18 protein-coding genes and 3 rRNA genes are annotated in these 26,479 nt (G+C 49.3%); 20 read left to right on the forward strand and 1 reads right to left on the reverse strand.

The genetic code is table 11. The features are described from left to right. Positions 1 to 102: 102 nt before the first annotated feature. From uvrA to rplT, 4 genes are all read left to right on the forward strand, one after another. Positions 103 to 2,964, forward strand: coding sequence for an excinuclease ABC subunit UvrA (gene uvrA, locus ABMV07_RS06530; protein ID WP_196977379.1), 2,862 nt, complete (start codon positions 103 to 105; stop codon positions 2,962 to 2,964). Between the two features lie 269 nt (positions 2,965 to 3,233). Next, positions 3,234 to 3,755, forward strand: a complete 522-nt coding sequence (infC, locus tag ABMV07_RS06535) for a translation initiation factor IF-3 (RefSeq protein ID WP_088267782.1) — start codon at positions 3,234 to 3,236, stop codon at positions 3,753 to 3,755. Positions 3,756 to 3,784: 29 nt separating this feature from the next. Then, a complete protein-coding gene (gene rpmI / locus ABMV07_RS06540; protein WP_003851299.1) occupies positions 3,785 to 3,979 on the forward strand; it encodes a 50S ribosomal protein L35 in 195 nt (64 codons plus the stop codon). 61 nt (positions 3,980 to 4,040) lie between these two features. After that, complete coding sequence (gene rplT / locus ABMV07_RS06545; protein WP_003851301.1) at positions 4,041 to 4,424, forward strand: 50S ribosomal protein L20; 384 nt, start codon at positions 4,041 to 4,043, stop codon at positions 4,422 to 4,424. A 251-nt stretch (positions 4,425 to 4,675) separates the two neighbouring features. Here rplT and ABMV07_RS06550 read toward each other — a convergent pair whose 3' ends face one another. Continuing rightward, positions 4,676 to 5,221, reverse strand: coding sequence for a hypothetical protein (locus tag ABMV07_RS06550; protein WP_197690895.1), 546 nt, complete (start codon positions 5,219 to 5,221; stop codon positions 4,676 to 4,678). A gap of 246 nt (positions 5,222 to 5,467) precedes the next feature. Here ABMV07_RS06550 and ABMV07_RS06555 point away from each other — a divergent pair, with 246 nt between their 5' ends. The 16 genes from ABMV07_RS06555 (at position 5,468) to rrf (ending at position 26,411) form a co-directional block, all read left to right on the forward strand. Then, positions 5,468 to 6,286: a TrmH family RNA methyltransferase gene (locus tag ABMV07_RS06555; RefSeq protein ID WP_088267780.1), complete on the forward strand. Its 819-nt coding sequence runs from the start codon at positions 5,468 to 5,470 to the stop codon at positions 6,284 to 6,286. Between the two features lie 131 nt (positions 6,287 to 6,417). After that, positions 6,418 to 7,473 carry a phenylalanine--tRNA ligase subunit alpha gene (gene pheS / locus ABMV07_RS06560; RefSeq protein WP_088267779.1) on the forward strand — a complete coding sequence of 352 codons (1,056 nt, stop codon included), beginning with the start codon at positions 6,418 to 6,420 and terminating at the stop codon, positions 7,471 to 7,473. 41 nt (positions 7,474 to 7,514) lie between these two features. Next, positions 7,515 to 10,025: a phenylalanine--tRNA ligase subunit beta gene (gene pheT, locus ABMV07_RS06565; RefSeq protein ID WP_374064987.1), complete on the forward strand. Its 2,511-nt coding sequence runs from the start codon at positions 7,515 to 7,517 to the stop codon at positions 10,023 to 10,025. A gap of 126 nt (positions 10,026 to 10,151) precedes the next feature. Further along, positions 10,152 to 11,195, forward strand: coding sequence for an N-acetyl-gamma-glutamyl-phosphate reductase (argC, locus tag ABMV07_RS06570; protein WP_197691802.1), 1,044 nt, complete (start codon positions 10,152 to 10,154; stop codon positions 11,193 to 11,195). A gap of 75 nt (positions 11,196 to 11,270) precedes the next feature. Continuing rightward, positions 11,271 to 12,431, forward strand: coding sequence for a bifunctional glutamate N-acetyltransferase/amino-acid acetyltransferase ArgJ (gene argJ / locus ABMV07_RS06575; protein ID WP_088267776.1), 1,161 nt, complete (start codon positions 11,271 to 11,273; stop codon positions 12,429 to 12,431). A gap of 36 nt (positions 12,432 to 12,467) precedes the next feature. Next, positions 12,468 to 13,400 (forward strand): acetylglutamate kinase, encoded by a 933-nt coding sequence (argB, locus tag ABMV07_RS06580; protein WP_196977377.1) that lies wholly within the window; start codon positions 12,468 to 12,470, stop codon positions 13,398 to 13,400. Then, complete coding sequence (locus tag ABMV07_RS06585; RefSeq protein WP_088267774.1) at positions 13,393 to 14,634, forward strand: acetylornithine transaminase; 1,242 nt, start codon at positions 13,393 to 13,395, stop codon at positions 14,632 to 14,634. The genes argB and ABMV07_RS06585 overlap by 8 nt, the downstream gene beginning before the upstream one ends. A 28-nt stretch (positions 14,635 to 14,662) precedes the next feature. After that, positions 14,663 to 15,622: an ornithine carbamoyltransferase gene (gene argF / locus ABMV07_RS06590; RefSeq protein ID WP_088267773.1), complete on the forward strand. Its 960-nt coding sequence runs from the start codon at positions 14,663 to 14,665 to the stop codon at positions 15,620 to 15,622. Positions 15,623 to 15,728: 106 nt separating this feature from the next. Then, entirely contained in the window at positions 15,729 to 16,220 is a 492-nt protein-coding gene (locus tag ABMV07_RS06595) for an arginine repressor (RefSeq protein WP_196977376.1), read from the forward strand. A gap of 157 nt (positions 16,221 to 16,377) precedes the next feature. Beyond that, positions 16,378 to 17,577 (forward strand): argininosuccinate synthase, encoded by a 1,200-nt coding sequence (locus ABMV07_RS06600; protein ID WP_088267772.1) that lies wholly within the window; start codon positions 16,378 to 16,380, stop codon positions 17,575 to 17,577. Further along, complete coding sequence (argH, locus tag ABMV07_RS06605; RefSeq protein ID WP_088267771.1) at positions 17,577 to 19,010, forward strand: argininosuccinate lyase; 1,434 nt, start codon at positions 17,577 to 17,579, stop codon at positions 19,008 to 19,010. The genes ABMV07_RS06600 and argH overlap by 1 nt, the downstream gene beginning before the upstream one ends. Before the next feature lie 84 nt (positions 19,011 to 19,094). Further along, entirely contained in the window at positions 19,095 to 19,286 is a 192-nt protein-coding gene (locus ABMV07_RS06610) for a Trm112 family protein (protein ID WP_162495022.1), read from the forward strand. Positions 19,287 to 19,299: 13 nt separating this feature from the next. Further along, positions 19,300 to 20,562 carry a tyrosine--tRNA ligase gene (gene tyrS / locus ABMV07_RS06615; protein ID WP_197691803.1) on the forward strand — a complete coding sequence of 421 codons (1,263 nt, stop codon included), beginning with the start codon at positions 19,300 to 19,302 and terminating at the stop codon, positions 20,560 to 20,562. A gap of 621 nt (positions 20,563 to 21,183) precedes the next feature. Continuing rightward, positions 21,184 to 22,702, forward strand: a 16S ribosomal RNA gene (locus ABMV07_RS06620). 356 nt (positions 22,703 to 23,058) lie between these two features. Continuing rightward, a 23S ribosomal RNA gene (locus tag ABMV07_RS06625) occupies positions 23,059 to 26,143 on the forward strand. Between the two features lie 151 nt (positions 26,144 to 26,294). Next, a 5S ribosomal RNA gene (gene rrf / locus ABMV07_RS06630) occupies positions 26,295 to 26,411 on the forward strand. Together the 16S, 23S and 5S rRNA genes form the textbook arrangement of a ribosomal RNA operon. The last annotated feature ends 68 nt before the right edge of the window (positions 26,412 to 26,479 follow it).

Below are 26,479 nucleotides of genomic sequence, written 5' to 3' on the forward strand. Positions count from 1 at the left end.
CTCGATAGTCTGGACGTGTCCAAGCGTGAACTAGCGATTTGTGCTGGTTATCGCAATGGACTTTGTTCTTTTCCCATCCCCATACGTAAGGAAGAATCGTTAGTGGTTGATCGTCTTGTAGTCCGCGGCGCCCGTGAACACAATCTTAAAGGTGTGGATATTGATATCCCACGTGACGCCATGGTGGTATTTACTGGCCTTTCGGGATCTGGCAAGTCTTCACTAGCGTTTGACACGATCTTTGCGGAAGGGCAGCGGCGCTATGTCGAGTCGTTGTCCTCCTATGCGCGCATGTTTTTGGGGCAGATGGACAAGCCGGATGTTGATTTCATTGATGGATTGTCACCTGCAGTTTCGATAGATCAAAAGTCAACAAACCGTAATCCGCGGTCCACGGTTGGCACCATCACTGAAGTGTATGACTATCTTCGATTATTGTTTTCTCGCGCTGGCACCGCTCACTGCCCTGTGTGTGACGCCAAAGTCGAACGCCAAACACCGCAGCAGATTGTTGATCAAGTCATGGACATGGAACAAGGGCTAAAATTCCAGGTTCTTGCTCCAGTAGTGCGCACGCGCAAAGGGGAGTTTGTTGATCTCTTTGCGGACCTAGCAACTCAAGGCTATTCGCGTGTCCGCGTCGATGGTTCCATCTATTCTCTTTCAGAGCCGCCGACGCTTAAAAAACAGGTCAAGCATGATATTGACGTTGTTGTGGATCGTCTACAAGTGAAGGCTTCACAACAACAGCGTTTGACTGATTCGGTAGAAACCGCCCTGAAGCTTGCCGACGGCGTTGTGGTTCTCGAATTTGTGGGCCTGAGTGAAGATGACCCACAGCGATTCGTTCGATTTTCCGAGAAAATGTCATGCCCAAACGGGCATGCATTAAGTGTCGATGAGTTGGAACCACGGGCATTTTCTTTTAACTCACCGTACGGTGCATGTCCCGCCTGCGATGGCTTAGGTACACGAACAGTGGTTGATACCGAACTACTGATTCCCGATACGCACGCCCCAGCGTTGAAAGCTGTTCAGCCATGGAATTCAAGTCCCAACCACAAGTATTTTGAAAAACTTATTGAAGCACTCGCTAAAGCTAAAAGTTTTGATCCTGAGACTCCTTTTGATGAGCTATCAGAGGATCAGCGAGATGCGTTGATTCATGGATGCCAAGAAGAAGTAACCGTACGATATAAAAACCGATATGGCCGTGTGAGAACGTGGACAGCCCCTTTCGAAGGGGTTCTGGGTTATATCGAACGTAAATTGGAGCAGGCGGATACCGAGTCGCAGAAAGATCGTTTGCTGCAATATACGCGTGAGGTCGCATGTCCTACGTGCCATGGATCGAGGCTAAAACCTGAAATCTTGGCTGTCCGATTAGCATCATCGAGCCATGGAGAGCTTTCAATCGCAGGATTGAGTGAGCTTTCTATTCAAGACGCATCTAATTTTCTTCAGGACTTAGTGCTGGGCAAACGAGAAGAAATTATTGCCGGTGCTGTTCTTAAAGAGATAAATGCGCGATTGCGGTTCCTTTTGGACGTCGGGTTGACATACCTAACTCTGAATCGTGCAGCAGGAACTTTGTCTGGCGGCGAAGCTCAGCGAATTCGTCTAGCCACCCAGATTGGGTCAGGCCTCGCGGGCGTATTGTATGTTCTCGATGAACCTTCTATTGGACTACATCAACGCGATAATCAGCGGTTGATCTCGACGCTCGAGCGACTCCGTGATATCGGAAATACACTGATCGTTGTCGAGCATGATGAAGATACGATCAGGGCAGCAGATTGGCTTATCGACGTCGGGCCAAAAGCGGGAGAATACGGCGGCGAAATCGTCTACCAAGGAGAGCCTGCAGGAATTGTTGACTGTAAAGAGTCCATCACAGGTGCGTATTTATCGGGGAAAAAGGTCCTTGGAGTACCTGAGAAACGGCGTGGGATTGATCCGGACAGAGCACTGAAAATTGTTGGTGCGAAGGAGAACAACCTCAAGGGGATCAACGTCACGATCCCATTAGGTGTTTTGGCATGTGTGACAGGAGTATCGGGTTCGGGCAAATCCACACTGATAAACCAGATTCTGGCAAAAGTCTTGGCCAATGAACTTAATAGAGCTCGTACTGTTCCAGGGCGCGCCCAGCGAGTAGAAGGGATCGACAACCTCGATAAATTAGTTCAGGTTGATCAATCTCCCATTGGCCGAACACCGCGTTCAAACCCCGCTACATACACCGGCGTTTTTGATAAAGTTCGTAACCTTTTTGCAGAAACAACAGAAGCAAAAGTTCGGGGCTACAAGCCTGGTCGATTTTCCTTCAACGTCAAAGGTGGTCGTTGCGAGGCGTGTCAAGGCGACGGCACTTTAAAAATTGAGATGAATTTTCTGCCAGACGTGTATGTGCCGTGCGAAGTGTGTCACGGTGCTCGATATAACCGAGAGACGCTAGAGGTTAAATACAAAGGTAAGAACATTGCTGAAGTATTAGACATGCCAATTAGTGAGGCTGCAGAGTTTTTTGAACCCATTACTTCTATACATCGGTATCTTAAAACTCTTACCGAAGTAGGTCTTGGATATGTGCGTCTGGGACAGTCGGCTACCACATTGTCTGGTGGTGAGGCACAGCGAGTGAAACTTGCCGCGGAGCTTCAGAAGCGATCGAATGGTCGAACAGTCTATATTTTGGATGAGCCAACAACAGGTCTTCATTTTGAAGATATCCGTAAGCTTATGTTGGTGATCCAAGGGCTAGTTGATAAAGGCAACTCTGTCATTATCATCGAGCATAATCTGGACGTCATTAAGACAGCCGATTGGGTTATCGACATGGGGCCAGAAGGCGGATCTGGAGGCGGAACAGTGGTTGCTGAAGGAACACCTGAACAAGTGGCTGAAGTTTCGGGTTCGTATACGGGAGGTTTCCTCAAAGAAGTTCTAGCAGCTTCGAAATAGCGAACGATATTTTACAAATCTTGTTGTCTTCTGTTAGCATTTCGGTACTACCGCCTGATTGATTCTTCTGATCAGGTCGCAAGTGGAGATCTTCCCACCTGAAGCCGCTGTTTACAGCTGGACAAAGGTCAAAGGGTATGGGTTTAACCCAGCAAACAGATCTCCCGCCTCTTATGAGGCGGGCTTTTTCTGTGTGTTCTTCCTTTGAAGAAGTTTCTATAAGCGATGGGCGCGGTATATCACATACATTTGCTACTTGAGGAGTCCCCATCAGCGCTGAAGCTCGCATTAATGAGCGCATCCGAGTTCCCGAGGTTCGTCTAGTCGGACCGAACGGTGAACAGGTGGGCATCGTGCGTATCGACGACGCCCGTAAGCTTGCCTACGAAGCAGACCTTGACTTGGTTGAGGTTGCTCCGAATGCTAAACCGCCAGTCTGCAAAATTATGGACTATGGAAAGTTCAAATACGAGCAGGCGCAGAAGGCGCGTGAAGCTCGGAAGAACCAGCAGCAGACTGTGGTCAAGGAGCAGAAGTTCCGTCCCAAGATCGATGACCACGATTACGAGACGAAGAAGAACAATGTGATCCGGTTCCTCGAAAAGGGATCCAAGGTAAAGGTCACTATCATGTTCCGCGGACGTGAGCAGTCTCGTCCTGAACTTGGTTTCCGTCTCCTTGAGCGCCTGGCTGGCGATGTTGCTGAGTTTGGCATCGTTGAGTCCAAGCCAAAGCAGGATGGTCGTAATATGACCATGGTCTTTGGTCCAGCGCGCAAGGGCAAGAAGTAGACACTTAAAACAAAAAGGACGTAATTTTCATGAAGCAGAAGACCCACAAGGGCACCGCTAAGCGCGTCAAGATCACCGGTTCTGGCAAGCTTCGTCGTGAGCAGGCTAACCGCCGTCACCTTCTCGAGGGCAAGCCTTCCAAGCGCACTCGTCGTTTGAAGGGCACCGAGGATGTTGCTAAGGCTGACACCAAGCGCATCAAGCGTCTCTTGGGCAAGGCTTGATTCCTTTCCCCTTCATTCTCATTACCCTTTAGACCTATATAACTGATAAGGAAGTAACACCGTGGCACGTGTCAAGCGCTCACTGAATGCCAAGAAGAAGCGTCGCGAGATTCTGAAGTCCGCCAAGGGCTACCGTGGTCAGCGTTCCCGCCTGTACCGTAAGGCTAAGGAACAGTGGCTACATTCCATGACTTACGCTTACCGCGATCGTCGCGCACGTAAGTCTGAGTTCCGCAAGCTGTGGATCACCCGTATCAACGCAGCTGCTCGCATGAACGACATCACCTACAACCGCCTCATCCAGGGCCTGCGCCTTGCTGAGATCGAGGTTGACCGTAAGGTTTTGGCTGACTTGGCGGTTAACGACTTTGCTGCGTTCTCCGCAATTTGCGAGGCTGCAAAGGCTGCTTTGCCAGCAGATGTTAACGCTCCTAAGGCTGCCTAATAAGGCTTTAATCAATGTGAGCGAATGCTCCATTGAGCTTAGCGAATGGCCGCACTCTTATTCCAAGAGTGCGGCCATTCGTACTGAGGTATATGCGGTTTTTGGTTTCCCAGTGTGTTGAATGCCGGTAGTAAAAGGTTGAGCCCGTAGATTAGAAAATTCCCTCCTCACGTATCACGGATGCTGTTGGAAATCAGATTTCCTAGTGTGAAGCAAAGTGATATGTGGAGGAGGGAATCAACTTTGTAGATTTATGCTTGAGTCTTTTTAGCGCTCCACGTAACAAATCCGAGTGCGGCCAAAATAAGGCCCAAAATGATCAAGCCGATTCCGGCCCCCAAAGCGATGCTTCCAACAAGCCACCATCCGTAGGCGCTCAATAGGATGCCGCGGAGGGTATTACCTTGAAAGAGGCTATCGCGTGTCTTTTGAAGTGCTGCAATCTCATCGGCCGATTTTCCATCCTTTTTGGCTTGCGTAATAACAGTGCCAAATTCTTGGAAAGTCTTGCCACCAGAAAGAGCCATCATGTGCTGCCAGATGTAATTGTCAGCAAATGCTTTGGCTTGTGGTCCAGTAGTGAGATCTTGGCCGACCCACTGCTGCAAAATTTCTTTTGAAGCTTGATCTTCGAGTTTGTCGATGTCTTCTTGCGCTGGCATTGTAATTCTTTCCTGTTTTAGCTGTTCAGTCACAAAACTATGGGCGTAGGTTCCGCCGAAAATAGCTGCGGTGCCAACCACTATGAGGACAATCGCAAAAACTCGTGCGAGTACACCGTATGTTGTTTTAATCATGGGGTCCTTTCTGTGTCAGTGGTAGGGGAACTCCACTGTGGTATGAGCAATATTTTTGCTTTCCTTGAATAAGTTACATCGGTGACGTATGTACTTTCCACTTGAAACCGCGCTTTGACGGTGTGATTTATCGGATGCGTCACCAATTTTTAGTCAGGCCCATGGGTATGGTAGGTGACAAGTCCACCATTGAATATTGTGGTCAACTAGAGGCTTGTTTGGGGCGCGCTGATAGGCTAGGAAACTATGCCGATTGATTTTTCCTCTCCTTATACTGAAAGAACCCCTCGTGTAGTGAACGCCGCTAAACTCTTGCGTTCTGCAGGCCGTAAGAAGGCTGATCGTTTTCTTGCTGAAGGGGAAAATGCAGTTGAGGCTGCAGTTGCTACGGGTGCTGCTACGGACCTTTTTGTTACCGAAAAAGCTGCTGAGCGATTTGAAGCAATTGTTACAGCTGCAGGGCATATGGGGGTTTTTGTTCACCCGATTACTGATCGTGCTGCAAAGAGCCTGTCGGACACCATGACCTCTACTGGGATTTTTGCGGTTTGCCTTCCAGTATTGTGGAGTGCTCGAGAAGCGCTAAAAGGTAATCCATCATTGGTGTGCGTGGCGGTCGAAACTGGTGAACCTGGTAATGCGGGTACGTTGGTTCGTGTGGCAGATGCTATGGGGGCAGACTGCGTGATATTCGCGGGATCAACGGTAGATCCGCAATCGCCAAAGGCTGTCAGGGCAAGTGCTGGATCTTTATTCCATATTCCTGTCGTGAGAGAATCGGACATGCAAAAAGTCTGGCAGATTCTTCGGGCTCGAAATGTGCAGATGTTAGCGACGGTTGCCCAAGGTGAAATTAACTTGGATACAGCAGGTGAATTGTTAGAAAAGCCCACGGCATGGCTGATGGGAAATGAGGCTCATGGGCTCAATGATGAGGCATTGTCTGCTGCGGATCATTCGGTTCGTATTCCCATTCGTGGTAGGGCAGAGTCTCTCAACCTCGCAACTGCTGCAAGTATCTGTATGTATGAATCTTCAAAAGCACGAGCTCACAAAGACAACTGAGCAGGTGAATTCCTCTCACGAGTAATTGGCCCACTTTGCCAGTAGTGGGTGAGTTGGTCTTCGGCTTGGCATAACGGGGTATGATGTCATGGTTATCTATAACTTCTGCTAACTATGACGAGGAGCATCGAGTGTCTGAACAACCGGACTATTCCGCTGTCGAGCTGACTGAGGAGGGCCTAGCGCAAGCGGCTGATGCCGCGATTCGTGCCTTTGACGTTGCTTCAAACTTAGATGAGTTGAATATCGCTCGTCGAGATCATCTAGGTGATGCGGCGCCGATTCCACAAGCACGACGTAGCCTAGGCACTCTGCCTAAAGATCAGCGTAAAGATGCCGGTCGTCTTGTTAACATGGCTCGGGGCCGTGTAGAGAAACACTTTGCTCAGGTAAAAGAAGTCTTGGAAGCTAAACATCTCGAAGAGGTGCTGAAGGCTGAGCGGATAGACGTCACTGTTCCCACAACGCGTCATCAGACAGGTGCTCTACACCCAATTACGACCCTTAGCGAAAAGATTGCGGATATCTTTGTAGCAATGGGCTATGAGGTGGCAGACGGGCCTGAAGTAGAAGCAGAGTACTTCAACTTCGATTCGCTAAATTTCATCCCTGATCACCCTGCCCGTACGTTGCAAGATACTTTCCATGTCGGTGAGCCTGGTTCGAGTCAAGTTTTGCGCACTCACACTTCACCTGTGCAAATGCGAACCATGTTGTCCCGTGAGGTGCCGATCTATGTTGTGTGCCCAGGCCGCGTGTTTCGCACGGATGAATTAGATGCGACACATACTCCAGTTTTCCATCAGGTAGAAGGTCTTGCTGTGGATAAGGGCCTTACTATGGCTCATTTGCGTGGCACACTTGATCATTTGGCTAAGACTTTGTTTGGTCCAGAAACAAAAACCCGTATGCGTGCCAATTACTTCCCATTTACTGAACCATCAGCTGAAGTGGACGTTTGGTTCCCCAATAAAAAGGGCGGTGCTGGTTGGATCGAATGGGGCGGCTGCGGCATGGTGAACCCTAACGTGTTGAAAGCTGCAGGTATTGACTCAGAAGTGTATTCAGGATTCGCTTTTGGAATGGGATTGGAACGTACTTTGCAGTTCAGAAATGGATTGACTGATATGCGTGACATGGTGGAAGGCGATGTTCGTTTCACTCTTCCATTTGGTGTTCAGGCGTAGAGCAATTCGAGTATCGAAAGAATAAACAGGAGTTAGATTTCATGCTCATTTCACAAAACTGGGTCACCGAATTGTTAGGTCGATCGAACCCAGATTGGAAAGTTAGTACAGCTGAGCTGGATTCGGGATATGTCCGAGTCGGATTTGAAACCGAGGGTTATAGCGCAATCCCTGAGACGACTGGTCCACTCGTCATCGGTCGAGTTGAAACAATTGAAGAGCTAGAGGGCTTTAAAAAGCCAATTCGTCACTGCTTTGTCAATGTTGGAGATGCGAATGGCACTGGAGAGCTTCAGTCCATTGTATGCGGGGCTCGTAATTTCCAAGAAGGTTCTTATGTAGTAGTTTCACTTCCAGGTGCTGTTTTGCCTGGTAATTTCGCAATTTCGGCACGTGAGACATATGGACGTATGTCAGCTGGCATGATTTGCTCGGCAGCGGAATTGGGGCTATCTGACAAGCAAAATTCTGGAATTATAACGCTTCCGAATGAAATCGCAGAACCAGGAACTGATGCACGAAGCATTGTTGGTTTGGACGATACTGTTTTTGATGTCAATATCACGCCAGATCGTGGATATGCATTGTCTGCACGTGGATTAACTCGAGAACTGGCTTCGGCTTTTAATCTAAAGTTCGTTGATCCTGCAGTAGATCTTAACGTGGCTGGCGTCGCTACTTCGGATGTTCCAGAAGCCTCAGGTGAGTTAATTAAGGTTGATCTGCGAGCAGAAACGCAGGCACGTCGTTTCGGAGTTCGTAAAGTTTCTGGAATCGATCCAAAGGCTCCCACACCATTTTGGATGCAGCGTGAGCTCATGCTGTCAGGCCAGCGTTGTGTGAATGCCGCAACTGACGTGACCAATTTCGTCATGTTACTTTTGGGGCAGCCTATGCATGCCTTTGATGCCAACTTAATTAAGGGCGGATTGGTAGTACGTAATGCCCTAAAAGGGGAGTCTTTTGAGACTCTTGATCATGTAAAGCGTACTTTGTCTGTAGAAGACGTCGTTATCTCCGATGATGCTGGTATTCAATCCTTGGCCGGCGTTATGGGTGGAACTACTTCAGAAATTTCAGACGAAACAACTGATGTATTTTTTGAGGCTGCCAATTGGCATCCAATTACTACAGCACGTACGTCGCGTCGCCATAAGCTCAGCACCGAAGCGTCACGACGCTTCGAGCGTGGCGTTGATCCAGAAATTATTGAGGTAGCTCTAGACGTTGCCTGCGCCTTACTCGTCAGTATTGCTGGTGGTTCTGTGGAATCCACCCGCACTTTGATTGGATCTGCGCCAAGCATGCCTCAAATCCGTATGAAGACGTCTCGCCCAGCCGAGTTGGCTGGAGTAGCTTATTCGGACACCACTGTGATTGCGCGGTTGGAAGAAGTCGGATGTGCCGTCGAAGTCGATGGTGATGATCTTCTTGTCACGCCTCCTACGTGGCGTCCAGATATGACTATGTCTGCTGATTTGGTTGAAGAGGTTCTTCGTCTCGAAGGACTAGAGGACATTCCAACAATCGTTCCGCTTGCACCTGTGGGATCTGGGCTCTCGCCTGCGCAATTGCGTCGTCGTGCGATCGGTCATGCACTTGCCTACAGTGGCTATGCGGAAATCCTACCTACGCCTTTTATTCGAAACGATACGTTCGATGTGTGGGGGCTTGCAGCAGACGATGAGCGTCGAAGCGTCGTCACGGTACAAAACCCACTCGACGCTGAGTACGGAGTTCTCGCGACTACATTGCTGCCTTCTATGCTCGAGGCTGTTACCCGCAATGTTTCTCGAGGGCAAACTTCCGTCAATCTTTTCGGTCTTCAGCAGGTGTCCTTCAAACGTGGCTCAGGTATTTCGCCAATGCTCGATGTCCGTCAGCGTCCTAGCGATAATGAAGTTGCTGAGTTGCTGAACTCCCTGCCAGTACAACCACTCCATGTGGCAACTGTTGGCGCTGGTTTTATGGAGTTGGAGGGACCATGGGGCCATGGTCGAACGTATTCGTTTGCCGATGCTATCGAGTCGGCTCGAGTTGTTGCCCGTGCATCAGGCGTTGAACTTAACGTCGAAAATGTAGAGATGCTACCTTGGCATCCTGGGCGCTGTGCTGCATTAAAAGCTGGTGACCACATTGTTGGATATGCTGGCGAACTGCATCCTCAGATTGTTGAAGCATTGAATCTGCCAGCACGTACGTGCGCTATGGAACTCGATGTATCTGCACTGCCATTGAAGGAAGTATTTCCAGCGCCGGTTCTATCCGCGTTTCCTGCATTACATCAAGATCTAGCACTTGTCGTAGACGAGTCCGTACCGGCAGAATCCGTACGTAAAGTGATCGAGGATGCAGCAGGAGAGCTACTGGAAAAGGTTGAGCTTTTCGACGTTTACCGTTCTGAGGCGCTAGGTGCAGAGAAAAAATCACTTGCATTTTCTCTTGAATTCCGTGCTCAGGATCGCACGCTGACAGACGATGAATGTTCTGAAGGTAGGCTTGCAGCTGCGGGTCGGGCTGCTGAGCTATTCGGCGCGACGATGCGTGCATAAAATAGCAATGGTTCTCCAATGGGAATCCCTATGCCAATGAAGTAATTTTTCATTGGCATAGGGATTTTATTATATCAACGGCGAATACTTTACATTTAAATGCATAGTATGTGTATGATGGCTGCTATGAATATCAAGGTAGCTATCGTTGGTGCGAGTGGATATGCCGGAGGAGAAATACTTCGGCTTTTACTGCAACATCCGTTGTATTTATCAGGTCAGCTGAGCATTGGAGCGCTGATGGGATCTTCAACTGTTGGCCAGACAGTTGGCGAACTCATGCCGCATCTTCCCGAATTGTCGGATCGTGTTGTCGACCCGACTGATGTTGAGACACTAAAAAGTCATGATGTCGTATTTTTAGCATTGCCTCATGGGTTTTCTGCGGAAATTGCTCAGCAGCTTCCTGCTGAAATTACGGTGATTGACTGTGCTGCAGATTTTCGACTTAAAGATCAAAAAGACTGGGATGCGTACTATGGGGGAAAACATGCAGGTTCATGGCCATATGGCATCCCAGAAATGCCTGGGCATAGGGATTTGATTGCATCATCAAAGCGTATTGCGGTGCCAGGATGTTTTCCGACAGGTGCAACACTTGCACTTTTGCCGGCAATTGCCGCTCACATTATTGAACCTGACGTTTCTGTTGTCTCAATTACCGGAGTGTCTGGAGCTGGTAAAAAGGCATCAGTTGCTATGTTGGGCGCAGAGACAATGGGGTCATTGAAGGCTTATAACGTGGCCGGAAAGCATCGACATACCCCTGAAATATCACAAAATCTTAGTGAATATGCAGACCAAAAAGTTGTCGTTAGCTTTACTCCTGTTTTGGCTCCGCTTCCTCGTGGAATTCTTACTACCGCGACGGCAAAGTTAACTAGCGGGGTTACTCTTGATGAAATTCGGGAGATTTACCTCAATGCGTATGAGAATGAGCCCTTTGTGCATATATTGCCGTCGGGGCAGCAGCCTCAAACCCAGGCAGTCGTAGGTTCCAATATGTGTCACATACAAGTTGATGTAGACGATAATTCGGGAAAACTAGTCGTTACCTCTGCTATTGACAATCTAACAAAAGGTACAGCTGGGGCTGCAGTTCAATGTATGAATTTATCCCTCGGGGCTTCCGAAACCTCAGGTCTACCTTGTGGTGGAGTTACACCATAGGAAATTGCAAAATCCTCCACCATGAGATTAAACGGGGTAGCGTACAACACAACTGGCAATGCGAAGGGGATTTAAATGAGTTCACACGGAGTAACTGCTCCACAGGGGTTTGTTGCGGCAGGTACGACTGCGGGAATTAAGCCATCTGGAAACAAAGATATGGCGTTGGTTGTGAACCAAGGGCCGAAATTTGTTGGTGCAGCGGTATTTACTCGGAATCGAGTTGTGGCATCGCCAGTCAAGTACACAAAGAAAGCGGTCGCAAATGGTACTTTGCGTGCAGTTCTTTACAATTCTGGCAACGCGAACGCTTGTAATGGTGCACAAGGGGATAAAGACGTACACGAAATCGTGGACTATCTTGCCTCGAATTTGAAGGTAGATCCACTAGACATAGCAGCATGTTCCACTGGTCTCATTGGAGAGCCTCTTCCAGTGACCAAGATAAAAGCAGGCGTCGATAAGCTAATTCCTACATTGGGAGATAACGGTGGGGAAGCTGCAGAGTCGATCATGACGACCGATACGATCGCTAAAGAAATAGTTGTCAAGTGTAATGGCTGGACATTAGGGGGTATGGGTAAAGGTGTTGGCATGATGGCGCCTTCCCTCGCCACGATGTTGGTATGTCTTACTACTGATGCTTATGTGACCCAAGAACAAGCTCACGCCGCTTTGTCCAAGGCATGCGACGTGACTTTTAATACTCTCGATATTGATGGTTCAACCTCTACCAATGACACCGTAATTTTTTTGGCAAACGGGGCATCGGGAATCACGCCCACTGAATCAGAATTTAACGACGCTGTCCTTCAAGCCTGTGCTGATCTTGCCGACCAGCTGCAAGCTGATGCCGAAGGTGTGACAAAACGTGTGCGCATTACTGTGACCGGAACAACCACGGATTCTCAAGCGCTGAATGCGGCTAGAACCTTGGGACGAGACAATCTATTCAAGTGCGCGATGTTTGGTTCTGATCCGAACTGGGGGCGAGTTCTAGCTGCAGTTGGAATGGCTGATGCTGATATGGATCCAGATAACATATCGGTGTATTTCAATGATCAAGCAGTTTGCCTGCAATCCGGTGGAACTCCGGAAGCCCGTCAGGTGGACCTCTCTGGAATTGATATCGATGTTCGAGTTGATCTTGGAACAGGGGGATCTGGAAAGGCTTTTGTTCGAACGACAGATCTATCACATCAATACGTTGAAATTAACTCAGCGTATTCCTCATAACTCAAACACTTAAGACAAGAAAGCCGGTGTGGGGCTATGACAGCCACTATCGATAACTTGACCTCCCGAGAGCGTGCAACCGTACTGGCAGATGCGCTGCCATGGTTGCAGCGTTATCGCGACAAAATTGTCGTCGTTAAATATGGTGGCAATGCCATGGTCGACGAAGAGCTCAAAGCTGCTTTCGCGGCAGATATGGTTTTTCTTCGCACAGTAGGCGTTCGTCCGGTTGTTGTGCACGGTGGCGGCCCTCAAATTTCACAAATGCTGCAACGCCTCGGCATCGAGGGTGAGTTTAAAGGAGGATTCCGCGTTACATCACCGGAGGTGCTTGAAATCGTTCGGATGGTCCTCTTTGGTCAAGTAGGTCGTGACCTAGTTGGACTGATTAACTCACACGGCCCTTATGCAGTGGGTACCTCTGGCGAGGATGCTGGCCTTTTCAGAGCCGAGAAACGACTTGTCGAAATCGATGGAGAACTAACCGATATTGGCCAAGTTGGCAATATTACAGCAGTCAACGCTTCAAGCTTGATGGATATCATTGATGCTGGTCGAATTCCGGTAGTCTCTACCATCGCTCCAGGCGATGATGGGTCGGTATATAACATCAACGCTGATACAGCTGCAGGGGCGTTGGCTGCTGCGTTGTCCGCCGAACGCCTACTGATTCTCACGAATGTCGAGGGTCTTTATACTGACTGGCCGAATAAAGCCTCGTTGGTATCCGTGATTGGTGCTGAGAGGTTGCATGAAAAGCTTTCAGCATTGGACTCGGGAATGATTCCTAAAATGGAAAGCTGTGTAGATGCGGTCACGCATGGCGTTTCGGCAGCTCACGTAATTGATGGACGAGTCGCGCATTCAGTGCTTCTTGAGTTACTGACTTCGGGCGGTGTTGGGACCATGGTTGTACCCGATATAGAAATGACAAATGGGACAGTGTACCGAAAGGATAATCATGTCTAAGAATGCGACGAACACAGATTCACAATCGTCAGAGATTCAATGGGCTGATGTCATTATGAATACCTACGGCACACCCCCTGTGACGATCACAGGAGGAAATGGCGCCACTCTTACGGATTCTGTAGGTAAAACGTACATCGATTTACTGGCAGGAATTGCCGTAAACTCTTTGGGTCATGCGCATCCGGGCATTGTTGAGGCCGTAACAGAACAGATTTCAAATTTTGCTCATGTTTCAAATCTCTTCGGATCGCGACCAGTTATCGATACCGCAGCTCGGTTAATCCAACGCTTCGCGAAAGGAACCACCGACTCAGCTCAAATTGCTCACGATACCCGAGTATTTTTCTGTAACTCAGGTACTGAAGCTAATGAGGCGGCTTTCAAGTTGGCTCGTATGACTGGAAAGAACCGAATATTAGCAGCGCAGCATGGTTTTCACGGTCGTACGATGGGCGCACTTGCTATGACGGGCCAACCTGACAAACAAATGCCGTTTTATCCGCTGCCCGCAGGCGTTGAATTTTATCCCTATGGTGACATTGACTATTTGCGTAAGCTTGTCCAAATCAACTCGACAGATGTCGCAGCCATAGTTTTAGAGCCAATTCAAGGTGAAACTGGTGTTATTCCTGCACCGGATGGATTTTTGTTAGCGGTTAGGGGCTTATGCGATGAATTTGACATTCTGATGATCGTTGATGAAGTCCAAACTGGAATCGGACGCACTGGGGATTTTTTCGCATTTCAGCATGAAACTGGTGTCATTCCCGACGTCGTTACTATGGCGAAAGGTTTGGGAGGGGGATTACCGATTGGTGCATGCCTTGCAACGGGAAAAGCGAAAGATTTGTTAGGTCCTGGCAAACATGGCGCGACTTTTGGTGGAAATCCGGTGTCTTGTGCCGCGGCAGGGGCAGTTTTGCGCACAATTGACGACGATTTCCTCGAGAACGTCCAGCGTAAGAGTTACAAGTTAGTCGAAGGAATGAGCCGACTGCCTTTGGTTGAGTCGATCCGCGGACGTGGTTTGATGCTTGGTGTGGTGTTGTCCGAGCCAGTTGCTAAAGAGTGCGTAAAACTGGCTTTAGAACATGGGCTCATCGTGAACGCACCTTCTGCGTCTGTGCTGCGACTTACTCCGCCTTTAGTTATCAGTGACGCAGAAATTCATGAATCAATTGAACGACTTTCAATAGTGCTGACTAAGATAAAGAAGAAAGAATGCCATTAGGGCGTTGTCTTCGGAAGAAAGAATAGATATGAGTACTCAAACCCGTGTACGCCACTTTTTAGCGGACGACGACCTTACGCCTGCGCAGCAACGTGAAGTTCTGGAGCTTGCTTCGGAATTGAAGCAAGCTCCATATTCGCGAAAGACGTATGACGGTCCACAATCAGTGGCAGTTCTGTTCGATAAAACGTCGACACGCACGCGTTTTTCCTTCGAAGCTGGTATTTCGCAACTCGGCGGACATGCGATCGTGGTCGACTCCGGCAAATCACAAATGGGTAAGGGGGAGACATTCCAAGACACTGGTGCTGTTCTTTCTCGTTTTGTCTCCACTATTGTGTGGCGAACGGGTTCTCACCAAAATCTTTTGGACATGGCAGAAACCGCAACTGTTCCTATCGTCAATGCATTGTCAGACGACTTGCATCCCTGCCAAATACTGGCTGACTTGCAAACTTGTATCGAGCATCTTTGCCCGCAAGAAGGAGTGCCTGGCTTAAAAGGTCTGAAAGCTGTGTATTTGGGCGATGGTGATAACAACATGGCGAATTCTTATCTGATCGGTTTCGCTACCGCTGGTCTTGATATCACTATTATTGCGCCTGAAAAATTCCAACCAAAGCAAGAATTCGTCGATAGGGCGGAAAAGCGTGCCAGCGAGACTGGCGCAACTGTTTCGATCACAGCTGATATTTCCACAGTATCTGATGCAGATGTTGTAATCACAGACACATGGGTATCTATGGGTATGGAAAATGACGGTATCGACCGACGCACTCCATTTTTGCCTTATCAGGTCAATGATGAGGTGATGGCTTTAGCGAAAAAGTCAGCAATTTTCTTACATTGCTTACCGGCATATAGAGGTAGTGAGGTGGCGGCTTCGGTCATTGATGGACCGCAATCAGTTGTTTTTGATGAGGCTGAAAATCGACTTCATGCGCAAAAAGCCCTGCTTGTCTGGCTTATGGAAAATCAACCGCGATAATTTATCGACTGGCATTTCATTTGTTTTAGTCTGGCTTTGTACTATTTAGTATCAGGCGTGGAGTCAGACTTTTCCCCCGCGTTTTAAGTTCTTTAAGGATGAATCTATGAGCAATGGCCCGATTACGAGGACGGTTCGTCAAGCACTTATTTTGGATTTGCTCGAGCAAAACCAAGTGTCGAGTCAAATGCAGTTGTCGGAATTATTAAAGCAACGCGGCGTTGACATCACTCAAGGTACTTTGTCACGCGATTTAGATGAGCTCGGGGCTAAAAAAATCCGCCCTAATGGTGGGCGTGCATTTTATGCCGTAGGGACATCTGAGGATGCTGTGTCATCTACGACGGCGGGAACTCGTGAAAAATTACGAAAAATGTTAGATGATCTTTTGGTGTCAGTAGACCACTCTGGAAACATTGCGGTGCTGCGTACACCTCCGGCGGGGGCCCCCTTTTTAGCGTCCTTTATTGATCGTGTTGGAATGGACGAGGTGGTAGGAACCATCGCAGGCGATGACACCGTGTTTGTACTGGCGCGTGACCCTATGACGGGCAAGGAATTGGGAGAATTCCTAAGCCAACGACGGACCTCACTCTAAAAATGAGTTATCAGTTTCACTAAAATCCATGCCAGTGTGTTGTCTTTTCTATAAAAGGCGTAAACTATCCGTTTGACTTAATATATGCAGAATTTCTTGGCGCTGTAGACATCTTGAACTTTCTGTATTGCAAAAGCTTTATTCGAAGGAGAAAACCATGACCAATCGTGTCGTCCTCGCCTATTCAGGTGGACTCGATACCTCCGTTGCAATTCCATATCTGGCTAAGATGACTGGCGGCGAAGTTGTCGCAGTTTCTTTGGATCTTGGCCAAGGCGGAGAGGACATGGAGTCCGTTCGTCAGCGTGCGCTCGATTGTGGTGCGGTTGAATCTATCGTCATTGACGCTAAAGATGAGTTTGCCAATGATTACTGCCTGTCGACTATCAAAGCAAACGGTATGTACATGAAGCAGTACCCTTTGGTTTCTGCAATCTCTCGTCCGCTCATCGTGAAGCACTTAGTAGAAGCCGCTAAAGAACATGGTGGTACCCATGTTTCCCACGGTTGTACTGGTAAAGGAAACGATCAGGTTCGATTTGAGGTAGGTTTCCGCAACCTTGCTCCAGAACTGCAGATCATTGCCCCAGCCCGCGATTACGCATGGACTCGTGATAAGGCGATTGCTTTTGCTGAAGAGATTAATCTACCTATCGAGCAGTCCAAGAAGTCGCCATTCTCCATCGATCAAAATGTTTGGGGACGCGCCGTAGAGACCGGTTTCCTTGAGGATCTCTGGAACCCGCCGACAAAAGATCTATACTCCTACACTGAAGATCCAGCTCTCGGAAATGCTCCTGATGAGATCATCATTAGCTTCAAATCTGGTGTTCCGGTAGCAATCGATGGACGTCCAGTCACCGTACTTGAAGCGATTGAAGAAATGAACCGTCGTGCAGGTGCACAAGGCATTGGCCGTCTAGACATGGTGGAAGATCGTCTCGTTGGTATTAAATCTCGCGAGGTCTACGAGGCTCCAGGTGCAATTGCACTGATTACAGCACACCAAGCTATGGAGGATGTGACCATTGAGCGTGAGCTTGCACGTTACAAGCGCGGAATCGACGCTCGTTGGTCTGAAGAGGTGTACGACGGATTGTGGTACGCGCCACTCAAGCGTTCTTTGGATGCGTTCATTGAAAATACCCAAGAGCACGTAACAGGTGACATTCGCATGGTCATGCATGCTGGTAAGTGCACCGTAAACGGACGACGTTCTGAGCATTCGCTTTACGACTTCGACTTGGCTACTTATGACACCGGTGATACCTTCGACCAGACCTTGGCTAAGGGCTTCGTAGAACTTCACGGTTTGTCATCCAAGATCTCGAACAAGCGTGACCGTGAGGCACAATAGTGCAAAAACACGGTACTAATGAAGGCGCGCTTTGGGGTGGCCGCTTCTCTGGCGGCCCTTCAGAGGCGATGTTCGCGTTATCTGTATCTACGCACTTTGACTGGGTTTTAGCTCCGTACGATGTTCTAGCCTCAAAAGCCCATGCTCGTGTTTTGAACAAGGCGAAACTACTTTCTGACCCCGATTTAGAGACAATGCTTGACGGTCTCGACAAGTTGGGCAAAGCTGTAGCTTCAGGTGAATTCAATCCATTGCCGACTGATGAGGACGTCCATGGTGCAATGGAGCGCGGACTTATCGACATCGTGGGGCCTGAAGTAGGCGGACGCTTACGTGCCGGTCGTTCCCGCAACGATCAGGTTGCTACCTTGTTTAGGATGTGGGTTCGTGATGCCGTGCGTTCAGTAGCCTTGCAGGTCACCGAGCTTGTCGATGCCTTGGTATATCAAGCTACTCAGCATCCCCGTGCGATTATGCCTGGAAAGACGCATTCTCAAGCAGCCCAACCTGTCTTGCTAGCGCATCAGTTGCTTGCCCATGCGCAGCCGTTGCTTCGTGACATTGATCGTATTAGAGATCTAGATAAACGTCTTGCTATTTCTCCTTATGGTTCCGGTGCATTAGCTGGTTCATCTTTGCACTTGGATCCTGAGGCGATTGCTGAGGAACTAGGTTTCGACTCAGCGTGTGATAATTCGATTGATGGTACATCTTCACGCGACTTTGCAGTAGAAACTGCATATGTTCTAACGCAAATTGCCATTGACATGTCGCGATTAGCTGAAGAAATTATTTACTGGTGTACACCAGAGTACGGCTATGTAACTCTTTCTGATGCTTGGTCAACTGGCTCATCAATCATGCCGCAAAAGAAGAATCCTGATGTCGCTGAACTAACTCGTGGCAAGACCGGACGCTTGATCGGAAATCTTTCAGGGCTGTTGGCAACTCTTAAAGCACAGCCGCTTGCCTACAATAGAGATCTTCAGGAAGATAAAGAGCCTATTGTTGACTCGTTTGCTCAGTTGAATTTGCTGCTTCCAGCTATGACTGGTCTCGTGTCTACGCTTACCTTCCACGAGGATCGACTTCTCTCATTAGCTCCAGCAGGTTTTACCCTTGCTACTGACTTGGCAGAGTGGATGGTACGTCAAGGTGTTCCATTCCGCGAAGCTCACGAAGCTTCCGGAGCATGCGTCAGAATCGCAGAATCTCGTGGCGTAGGCCTCGACGAGCTTACTGATGCTGAACTTGCTTCCGTGGATATACGTTTGACACCCGAAGTACGTACTGTGCTTACTGTAGAAGGCGCGGTTGCATCGCGAGCTACACGCGGCGGGACAGCAGGCGTAAGAGTTGAAGAACAACGTTCTCGAGTAGAAGCCGCCTCGCAATCTTTTAAAGAATGGGCGCTAACTCCTGTTCGTAAGTGACATTGAAAATGCCAGTGAATAGATACACTGGCATTTTTCTTATTTGGGGTAGCGATATCAGTATTGCCTTTTGGGATAGGTACAATGCCAATCATGAGTATTGACCCTAAGCTGCTTGAAGTGCTGGCCTGCCCTCAGGATAAAGGCCCACTAAAATATCTCGAGGCAGAGCAAGTCCTCGTTAATGAACGCCTCGGGATTGCCTATCGAATTGATGACGGCATTCCAGTAATGCTTGTCGACGAATCCATCGCGTGGCCACCAGCAGAAAAATAATTAGGGATCTTTTATGAACATTATCGACGAACTCCAATGGCGTGGCCTGATTAATCAGTCCACCGACATCGATGCGTTGCGAGAAGCATGCGAAAAACCGATCACACTATACTGCGGGTTTGATCCAACAGGTGACTCTCTGCACGCAGGTCATTTGGTACCGATGATTATGCTCCGGCGTTTCCAAGAAGCTGGTCACCGACCGATTACTCTTGCTGGGGGTGCAACAGGTTTTATTGGGGATCCACGCGACGTGGGGGAGCGTTCTATGCTGTCCCACGAAACTATCGAACTCAATCTTGAGTCGATTAAGAAACAACTTCGGTCATTTGTTCGCTTCAATGGTGATAATCCAGCCATCATGGTAAACAATGCTGACTGGACTATGCCGATGTCAGTTGTGGATTTTTTGCGTGATGTCGGAAAAAACTTTTCAATAAATACGATGCTGGATCGTGAAACTGTCAAACGACGCTTGGAAACAGACGGAATCTCTTATACAGAGTTTTCCTACATGCTGCTCCAAGCTAATGATTTTGTTCAGCTGAATCGTGAATACGACTGTGTACTGCAAATCGGTGGTGGAGATCAATGGGGCAACATTGTTTCGGGCGTGGATCTCAATCGTCGAGTATCAGGGACAAAAACCCACGCTCTAACCGTTCCGCTTGTGACTGATGCTCAAGGGCAGAAGTTTGGTAAGTCGACAGGTGGCGGAAAGCTTTGGCTTGATCCTGAGAAAACCTCTGCATATTCGTGGTATCAATATTTCCTCAATGCGGGAGATTCCGTAGTCATTGATTACCTTCGATGGTTTACTTTCTTAACGCAAGAAGAAATCGCTGAATTAGAAACTGAAGTACGGGAGCGTCCTCACCAAAGAGCAGCACAACGCCGACTTGCTCAAGAGATGACCGATTTAGTTCATGGGCACGCTGCAACTGTTTCGGTAGAGCTGGCCGCTCAAGCACTTTTCGGCCGAGCATCGTTAGGAGATTTAGATGAAGCTACGTTGGAAGGCGCATTGTCCGAAACCGTCATTTTTGAAGTTGCTTCAGGCGAATCGCCCACGATTGTCGATCTTCTAATTGGCGCGGGTCTTGTTGATTCGAAGGGTGCAGCGCGTAGAACAATTAAAGAAGGCGGTGCATACGTCAATAATGAGCGAATGGAATCAGAAGATTGGCAACCAACTGATGAGGTTTTACTACATGGAACATGGTTGGTGCTTCGCAAAGGCAAGAAAAACTTTGCAGGTGTGAAGTACTCCGCATAAAGATTGATGTTTAAGGTCCAATCTCACGTTTTCTCGTGAGATTGGACCTTAAGTCATTTTAACATCTTCAAAAACCTTTCTACCTGTGTGTTTGTGTGTTTGTGTGAACGTGTGTAACTTATAGCGAGTCGCCGACGCTGAGAGGTTGTTCGGATTGGACAAAATTAGAAAAAGTGTTGATCCTGTTTGACTTTATGTTCATCAGGGGTTAACGTTTCATTCACCGCAATGTTCTGGTCATCATTGTGATGGTGGTTGGTGTTGTGTGATTGTGTTGTTTGAGAACTCAATAGTGTGCCAATGTACTTTTGGTTCCCATCTTTTTATGGGGTGGGGATCGGATAAGAAAAAGATATATGCAATGATGATGAACGTGATGTTGTCATACGGCCGGCAAGTGTGCCATGGCTTGTAAATAACATGATGGTTATTGTGAATTGTTGTGTTGGTGGTCATGATTATTTTTCCTCGTCAAAGGGATGATGGCCACGTTTTTGATAGAGCAAATCATTATTTTTTATTTTTTTGCCAGTCGCAGGCAATGTTGTGTTGTTTGTGGTGGTTTTTAGCCAGTTGGTTGGGCTTGTTCCAGCTTAAAAGGGTTGGTCTTTTGACTGATTTTTTATGGAGAGTTTGATCCTGGCTCAGGACGAACGCTGGCGGCGTGCTTAACACATGCAAGTCGAACGGAAAGGCCTAGCTTGCTAGGTACTCGAGTGGCGAACGGGTGAGTAACACGTGGGTGATCTGCCTCGTACTTCGGGATAAGCCTGGGAAACTGGGTCTAATACTGGATAGGACCATGCTTTAGTGTGTGTGGTGGAAAGTTTTTTCGGTACGAGATGAGCCCGCGGCCTATCAGCTTGTTGGTGGGGTAATGGCCTACCAAGGCGTCGACGGGTAGCCGGCCTGAGAGGGTGGACGGCCACATTGGGACTGAGATACGGCCCAGACTCCTACGGGAGGCAGCAGTGGGGAATATTGCACAATGGGCGCAAGCCTGATGCAGCGACGCCGCGTGGGGGATGACGGCCTTCGGGTTGTAAACCTCTTTCGCTAGGGACGAAGCTTTTGTGACGGTACCTAGATAAGAAGCACCGGCTAACTACGTGCCAGCAGCCGCGGTAATACGTAGGGTGCGAGCGTTGTCCGGAATTACTGGGCGTAAAGAGCTCGTAGGTGGTTTGTCGCGTCGTCTGTGAAATTCCGGGGCTTAACTCCGGGCGTGCAGGCGATACGGGCATAACTTGAGTGCTGTAGGGGAGACTGGAATTCCTGGTGTAGCGGTGGAATGCGCAGATATCAGGAGGAACACCGATGGCGAAGGCAGGTCTCTGGGCAGTAACTGACGCTGAGGAGCGAAAGCATGGGGAGCGAACAGGATTAGATACCCTGGTAGTCCATGCCGTAAACGGTGGGCGCTAGGTGTGAGGGTCTTCCACGACTTTCGTGCCGTAGCTAACGCATTAAGCGCCCCGCCTGGGGAGTACGGCCGCAAGGCTAAAACTCAAAGGAATTGACGGGGGCCCGCACAAGCGGCGGAGCATGTGGATTAATTCGATGCAACGCGAAGAACCTTACCTGGGCTTGACATATGCAGGATCGGCGTAGAGATACGTTTTCCCTTGTGGTCTGTATACAGGTGGTGCATGGTTGTCGTCAGCTCGTGTCGTGAGATGTTGGGTTAAGTCCCGCAACGAGCGCAACCCTTGTCTTATGTTGCCAGCATGTTATGGTGGGGACTCATGAGAGACTGCCGGGGTTAACTCGGAGGAAGGTGGGGATGACGTCAAATCATCATGCCCCTTATGTCCAGGGCTTCACACATGCTACAATGGTCGGTACAACGCGCTGCGAGCCTGTGAGGGTGAGCGAATCGCTGAAAGCCGGCCTCAGTTCGGATTGGGGTCTGCAACTCGACCCCATGAAGTCGGAGTCGCTAGTAATCGCAGATCAGCAACGCTGCGGTGAATACGTTCCCGGGCCTTGTACACACCGCCCGTCACGTCATGAAAGTTGGTAACACCCGAAGCCAGTGGCCTAACCTTTGTGGGAGGAGCTGTCGAAGGTGGGATCGGCGATTGGGACGAAGTCGTAACAAGGTAGCCGTACCGGAAGGTGCGGCTGGATCACCTCCTTTCTAAGGAGTTTTTATTGTTGGGTGACAGTTGTTGCCTGTTGTTTTTTGTATCCGGGTGGATGCGTGTGACCCATGATGGTTTTTTCTCGCGCTGTGTGGTGTGAGGGTGTTGTGGTTGTTGTGTTTGTGGTTGTTGTGTGTTTTTTCTTGTTTGTGTGTGTTGGTGCGCTGTTGGGTGTCTGGGGCAACGTGGTTGTTCTGGTTGATCACTCACGTGGTTTTGTGTGGTGTGGCTGGTTGTGTGCTGGTTGTGCTGTCATGGGACCTTGTGGTTGGTGTGTTGTGTGAGAACTGTATAGTGGACGCGAGTAATCTTTATTCTTTAATTGTTCTTGGTGTTTTTGTTTGTTACATGTGTGTTGTTTGTGAAGGGCACACGGTGGATGCCTGGGCATTATGAGCCGATGAAGGACGTGTAAGGCCGCGATAGGCCTCGGGGAGTTGCCAATAGAGCGTTGATCCGAGGGTGTCCGAATGGGGAAACCTGGCCATGGTTATGTGTGGTTACCCATCAGTGAATGTATAGCTGGTGTGGGGGTGACGCGGGGAAGTGAAACATCTTAGTACCCGTAGGAGAAGAAAATAATTAATGATTCTGCTAGTAGTGGCGAACGAACGTGGATGAGGCTAAACCGTATGCGTGTGATACCTGGCAGGGGTTGCGTGTGTGGTGTTGTGGGGCGTTGTTGGAGGAGGCTGCCGGCTCCTCGCTTGTGTATGTGTGTGTTAGCGGAAGTGGTTTGGAATGGCCTGCCGTAGTGGGTGAGAGTCCCGTACGTGAAAGTGCATGCATGTGAGTGGATGATGTTCCCGAGTAGCAGCGGGCTCGTGGAATCTGCTGTGAATCTGCCGGGACCACCCGGTAAGCCTAAATACTTATGATGACCGATAGCGGATTAGTACCGTGAGGGAATGGTGAAAAGTACCCCGGGAGGGGAGTGAAATAGTACCTGAAACCGTGTGCTTACAATCCGTCAGAGCCTTTTTTGTGGGGTGATGGCGTGCCTTTTGAAGAATGAGCCTGCGAGTCAGCGGCATGTCGCGAGGTTAACCCGTGTGGGGTAGTCGTAGCGAAAGCGAATCCTAATGAGGGTGTTTGTTAGTGGCATGTTCTGGACCCGAAGCGGGGTGATCTACCCATGGCCAGTGTGAAGCAGCTGTAAGAGGTTGTGGAGGCGCGAACCCACTTAGGTTGAAAACTGAGGGGATGAGCTGTGGGTAGGGGTGAAAGGCCAATCAAACTCCGTGATAGCTGGTTCTCCCCGAAATGCATTTAGGTGCAGCGTTGTGTGTTTCTTGCTGGAGGTAGAGCTACTGGTTGGTTGAGCGGGACTACAATCTTAGCAATGTCAGCCAAACTCCGAATGCCGGTAATGTTAAGCATGGCAGTGAGACTGCGGGGGATAAGCTCCGTTGGTCGAGAGGGAAACAGCCCAGATCGCCGGTTAAGGCCCCTAAGGGTGTACTAAGTGGAAAAGGATGTGGGATCGCGAAGACAGCCAGGAGGTTGGCTTAGAAGCAGCCATCCTTGAAAGAGTGCGTAATAGCTCACTGGTCGAGTGGTTCTGCGCCGACAATGTAGTGGGGCTCAAGTACACCGCCGAAGCCGCGGCAGTCAGCATTTTTTGTTGGTTGGGTAGGGGAGCGTCGTGCACTGCTGTGAAGCACCTGGGTGACTTGATGGTGTGGAGTGTGTGCGAGTGAGAATGCAGGCATGAGTAACGAATGAAAAGTGGAAAACTTTTCCGCCGGATGACTAAGGGTTCCTGGGTTAAGCTAATCTTCCCAGGGTGAGTCGGGACCTAAGGCGAGGCCGACAGGCGTAGTCGATGGATAACCAGTTGATATTCTGGTACCCGTGTATGTGCGCCCAGTGGTGAATCAGTGGTACTAACCATCCATGGATCTTCTGGTCATGCTTTTTGTGTGGTTGGTGGTGATGTGCGTGGGATCTTCGTTGGTAGTAGCCAAGTGATGGGGTGACGCAGTGAGGTAGCTGAGCCATGTAGTGGATTGTGGTGTAAGCGTGTGGCCCGTGGCATAGGTAAATCCGTGTCGCATAGTGGGTGAGGCGTGATGCGTAGACCTTTGTGGTTGATGTTGGTGATCCTGTACTGTCGAGAAAAGCCTCTAGCGAGTGCATATATGGCCCGTACCCATAACCGACACAGGTGGTCAGGTAGAGAATACTAAGGCGATCGGGTGAACTGTGGTTAAGGAACTCGGCAAATTGCCCCCGTAACTTCGGGAGAAGGGGGACCATTGCTGGTGACCGACGTGGTTGAGCTGGTGGTGGTCGCAGAGAATAGAGGGAAGCGACTGTTTATTAAAAACACAGGTCCGTGCGAAAACGTGGAAGTTGATGTATACGGACTGACGCCTGCCCGGTGCTGGAAGGTTAAGAGGACCTGTTAGGGCATTGTTGTCCGAAGCGGAGAATTTAAGCCCCAGTAAACGGCGGTGGTAACTATAACCATCCTAAGGTAGCGAAATTCCTTGTCGGGTAAGTTCCGACCTGCACGAATGGCGTAACGACTTCCCTGCTGTCTCAACCACAGGCCCGGTGAAATTGCAGTACGAGTAAAGATGCTCGTTACGCGCGGCAGGACGAAAAGACCCCGGGACCTTCACTATAGCTTGGTATTGGTGTTTGGTTCGGTTTGTGTAGGATAGGTGGGAGACTGTGAAGTGGTCACGCTAGTGGTTGTGGAGTCGAAAGTTGAAATACCACTCTGATCGGATTGAGCACCTTAACCTTGGCCCATGATCTGGGTTGGGGACAGTGCCTGGTGGGTAGTTTAACTGGGGCGGTTGCCTCCTAAAATGTAACGGAGGCGCCCAAAGGTTCCCTCAGCCTGGTTGGCAATCAGGTGGTGAGTGTAAGTGCACAAGGGAGCTTGACTGTGAGACTGACAGGTCGAGCAGGGACGAAAGTCGGGACTAGTGATCCGGCATCTACTTGTGGAAGTGGTGTCGCTCAACGGATAAAAGGTACCCCGGGGATAACAGGCTGATCTTCCCCAAGAGTCCATATCGACGGGATGGTTTGGCACCTCGATGTCGGCTCGTCGCATCCTGGGGCTGGAGTAGGTCCCAAGGGTTGGGCTGTTCGCCCATTAAAGCGGCACGCGAGCTGGGTTTAGAACGTCGTGAGACAGTTCGGTCTCTATCCGCCGCGCGCGTTGAAACTTGAAGAAGGCTGTCCCTAGTACGAGAGGACCGGGACGGACGTACCTCTAGTGTGCCAGTTGTCACGCCAGTGGCAGGGCTGGTTGGCTACGTACGGGAGGGATAACCGCTGAAAGCATCTAAGCGGGAAGCCTGTTTTGAGATGAGGTTTCTTTTGAGGTTCCCTCTAGACTAGGGGGTTGATAGGCCAGATCTGGAAGCGTAGTAATGCGTTAAGGTGACTGGTACTAATATGACCGAGTAATAACATTGTGTAACGAGCAAAAAGAATAATAAAGCATTATGGACATCTCACCCCTTTTTTTTGTGTGGGTGATGGTTTGAATGAATAAAAGTGTTGCTTGCGTCTGCTGTGCAGTGTCTGGCATGGCATGCCTGTCGCCGTGGGTGGTTGGTTGTGTGTGTTGGTGGTTATTGTGTCGGGGGTACGCCCGGTCCCTTTCCGAACCCGGAAGCTAAGCCCGATTGCGCTGATGGTACTGCACCTGGGAGGGTGTGGGAGAGTAGGTCGCTGCCAACCTAAAACTTAAAAGTAATATGGTAAGGCGTGTGCAGGAAAGAATGTTTTCTTTTCTGCACACGCTTTAT

The organism is Corynebacterium belfantii, assembly GCF_041898185.1.
Classification (GTDB): Bacteria; Actinomycetota; Actinomycetes; order Mycobacteriales; family Mycobacteriaceae; genus Corynebacterium; species Corynebacterium belfantii.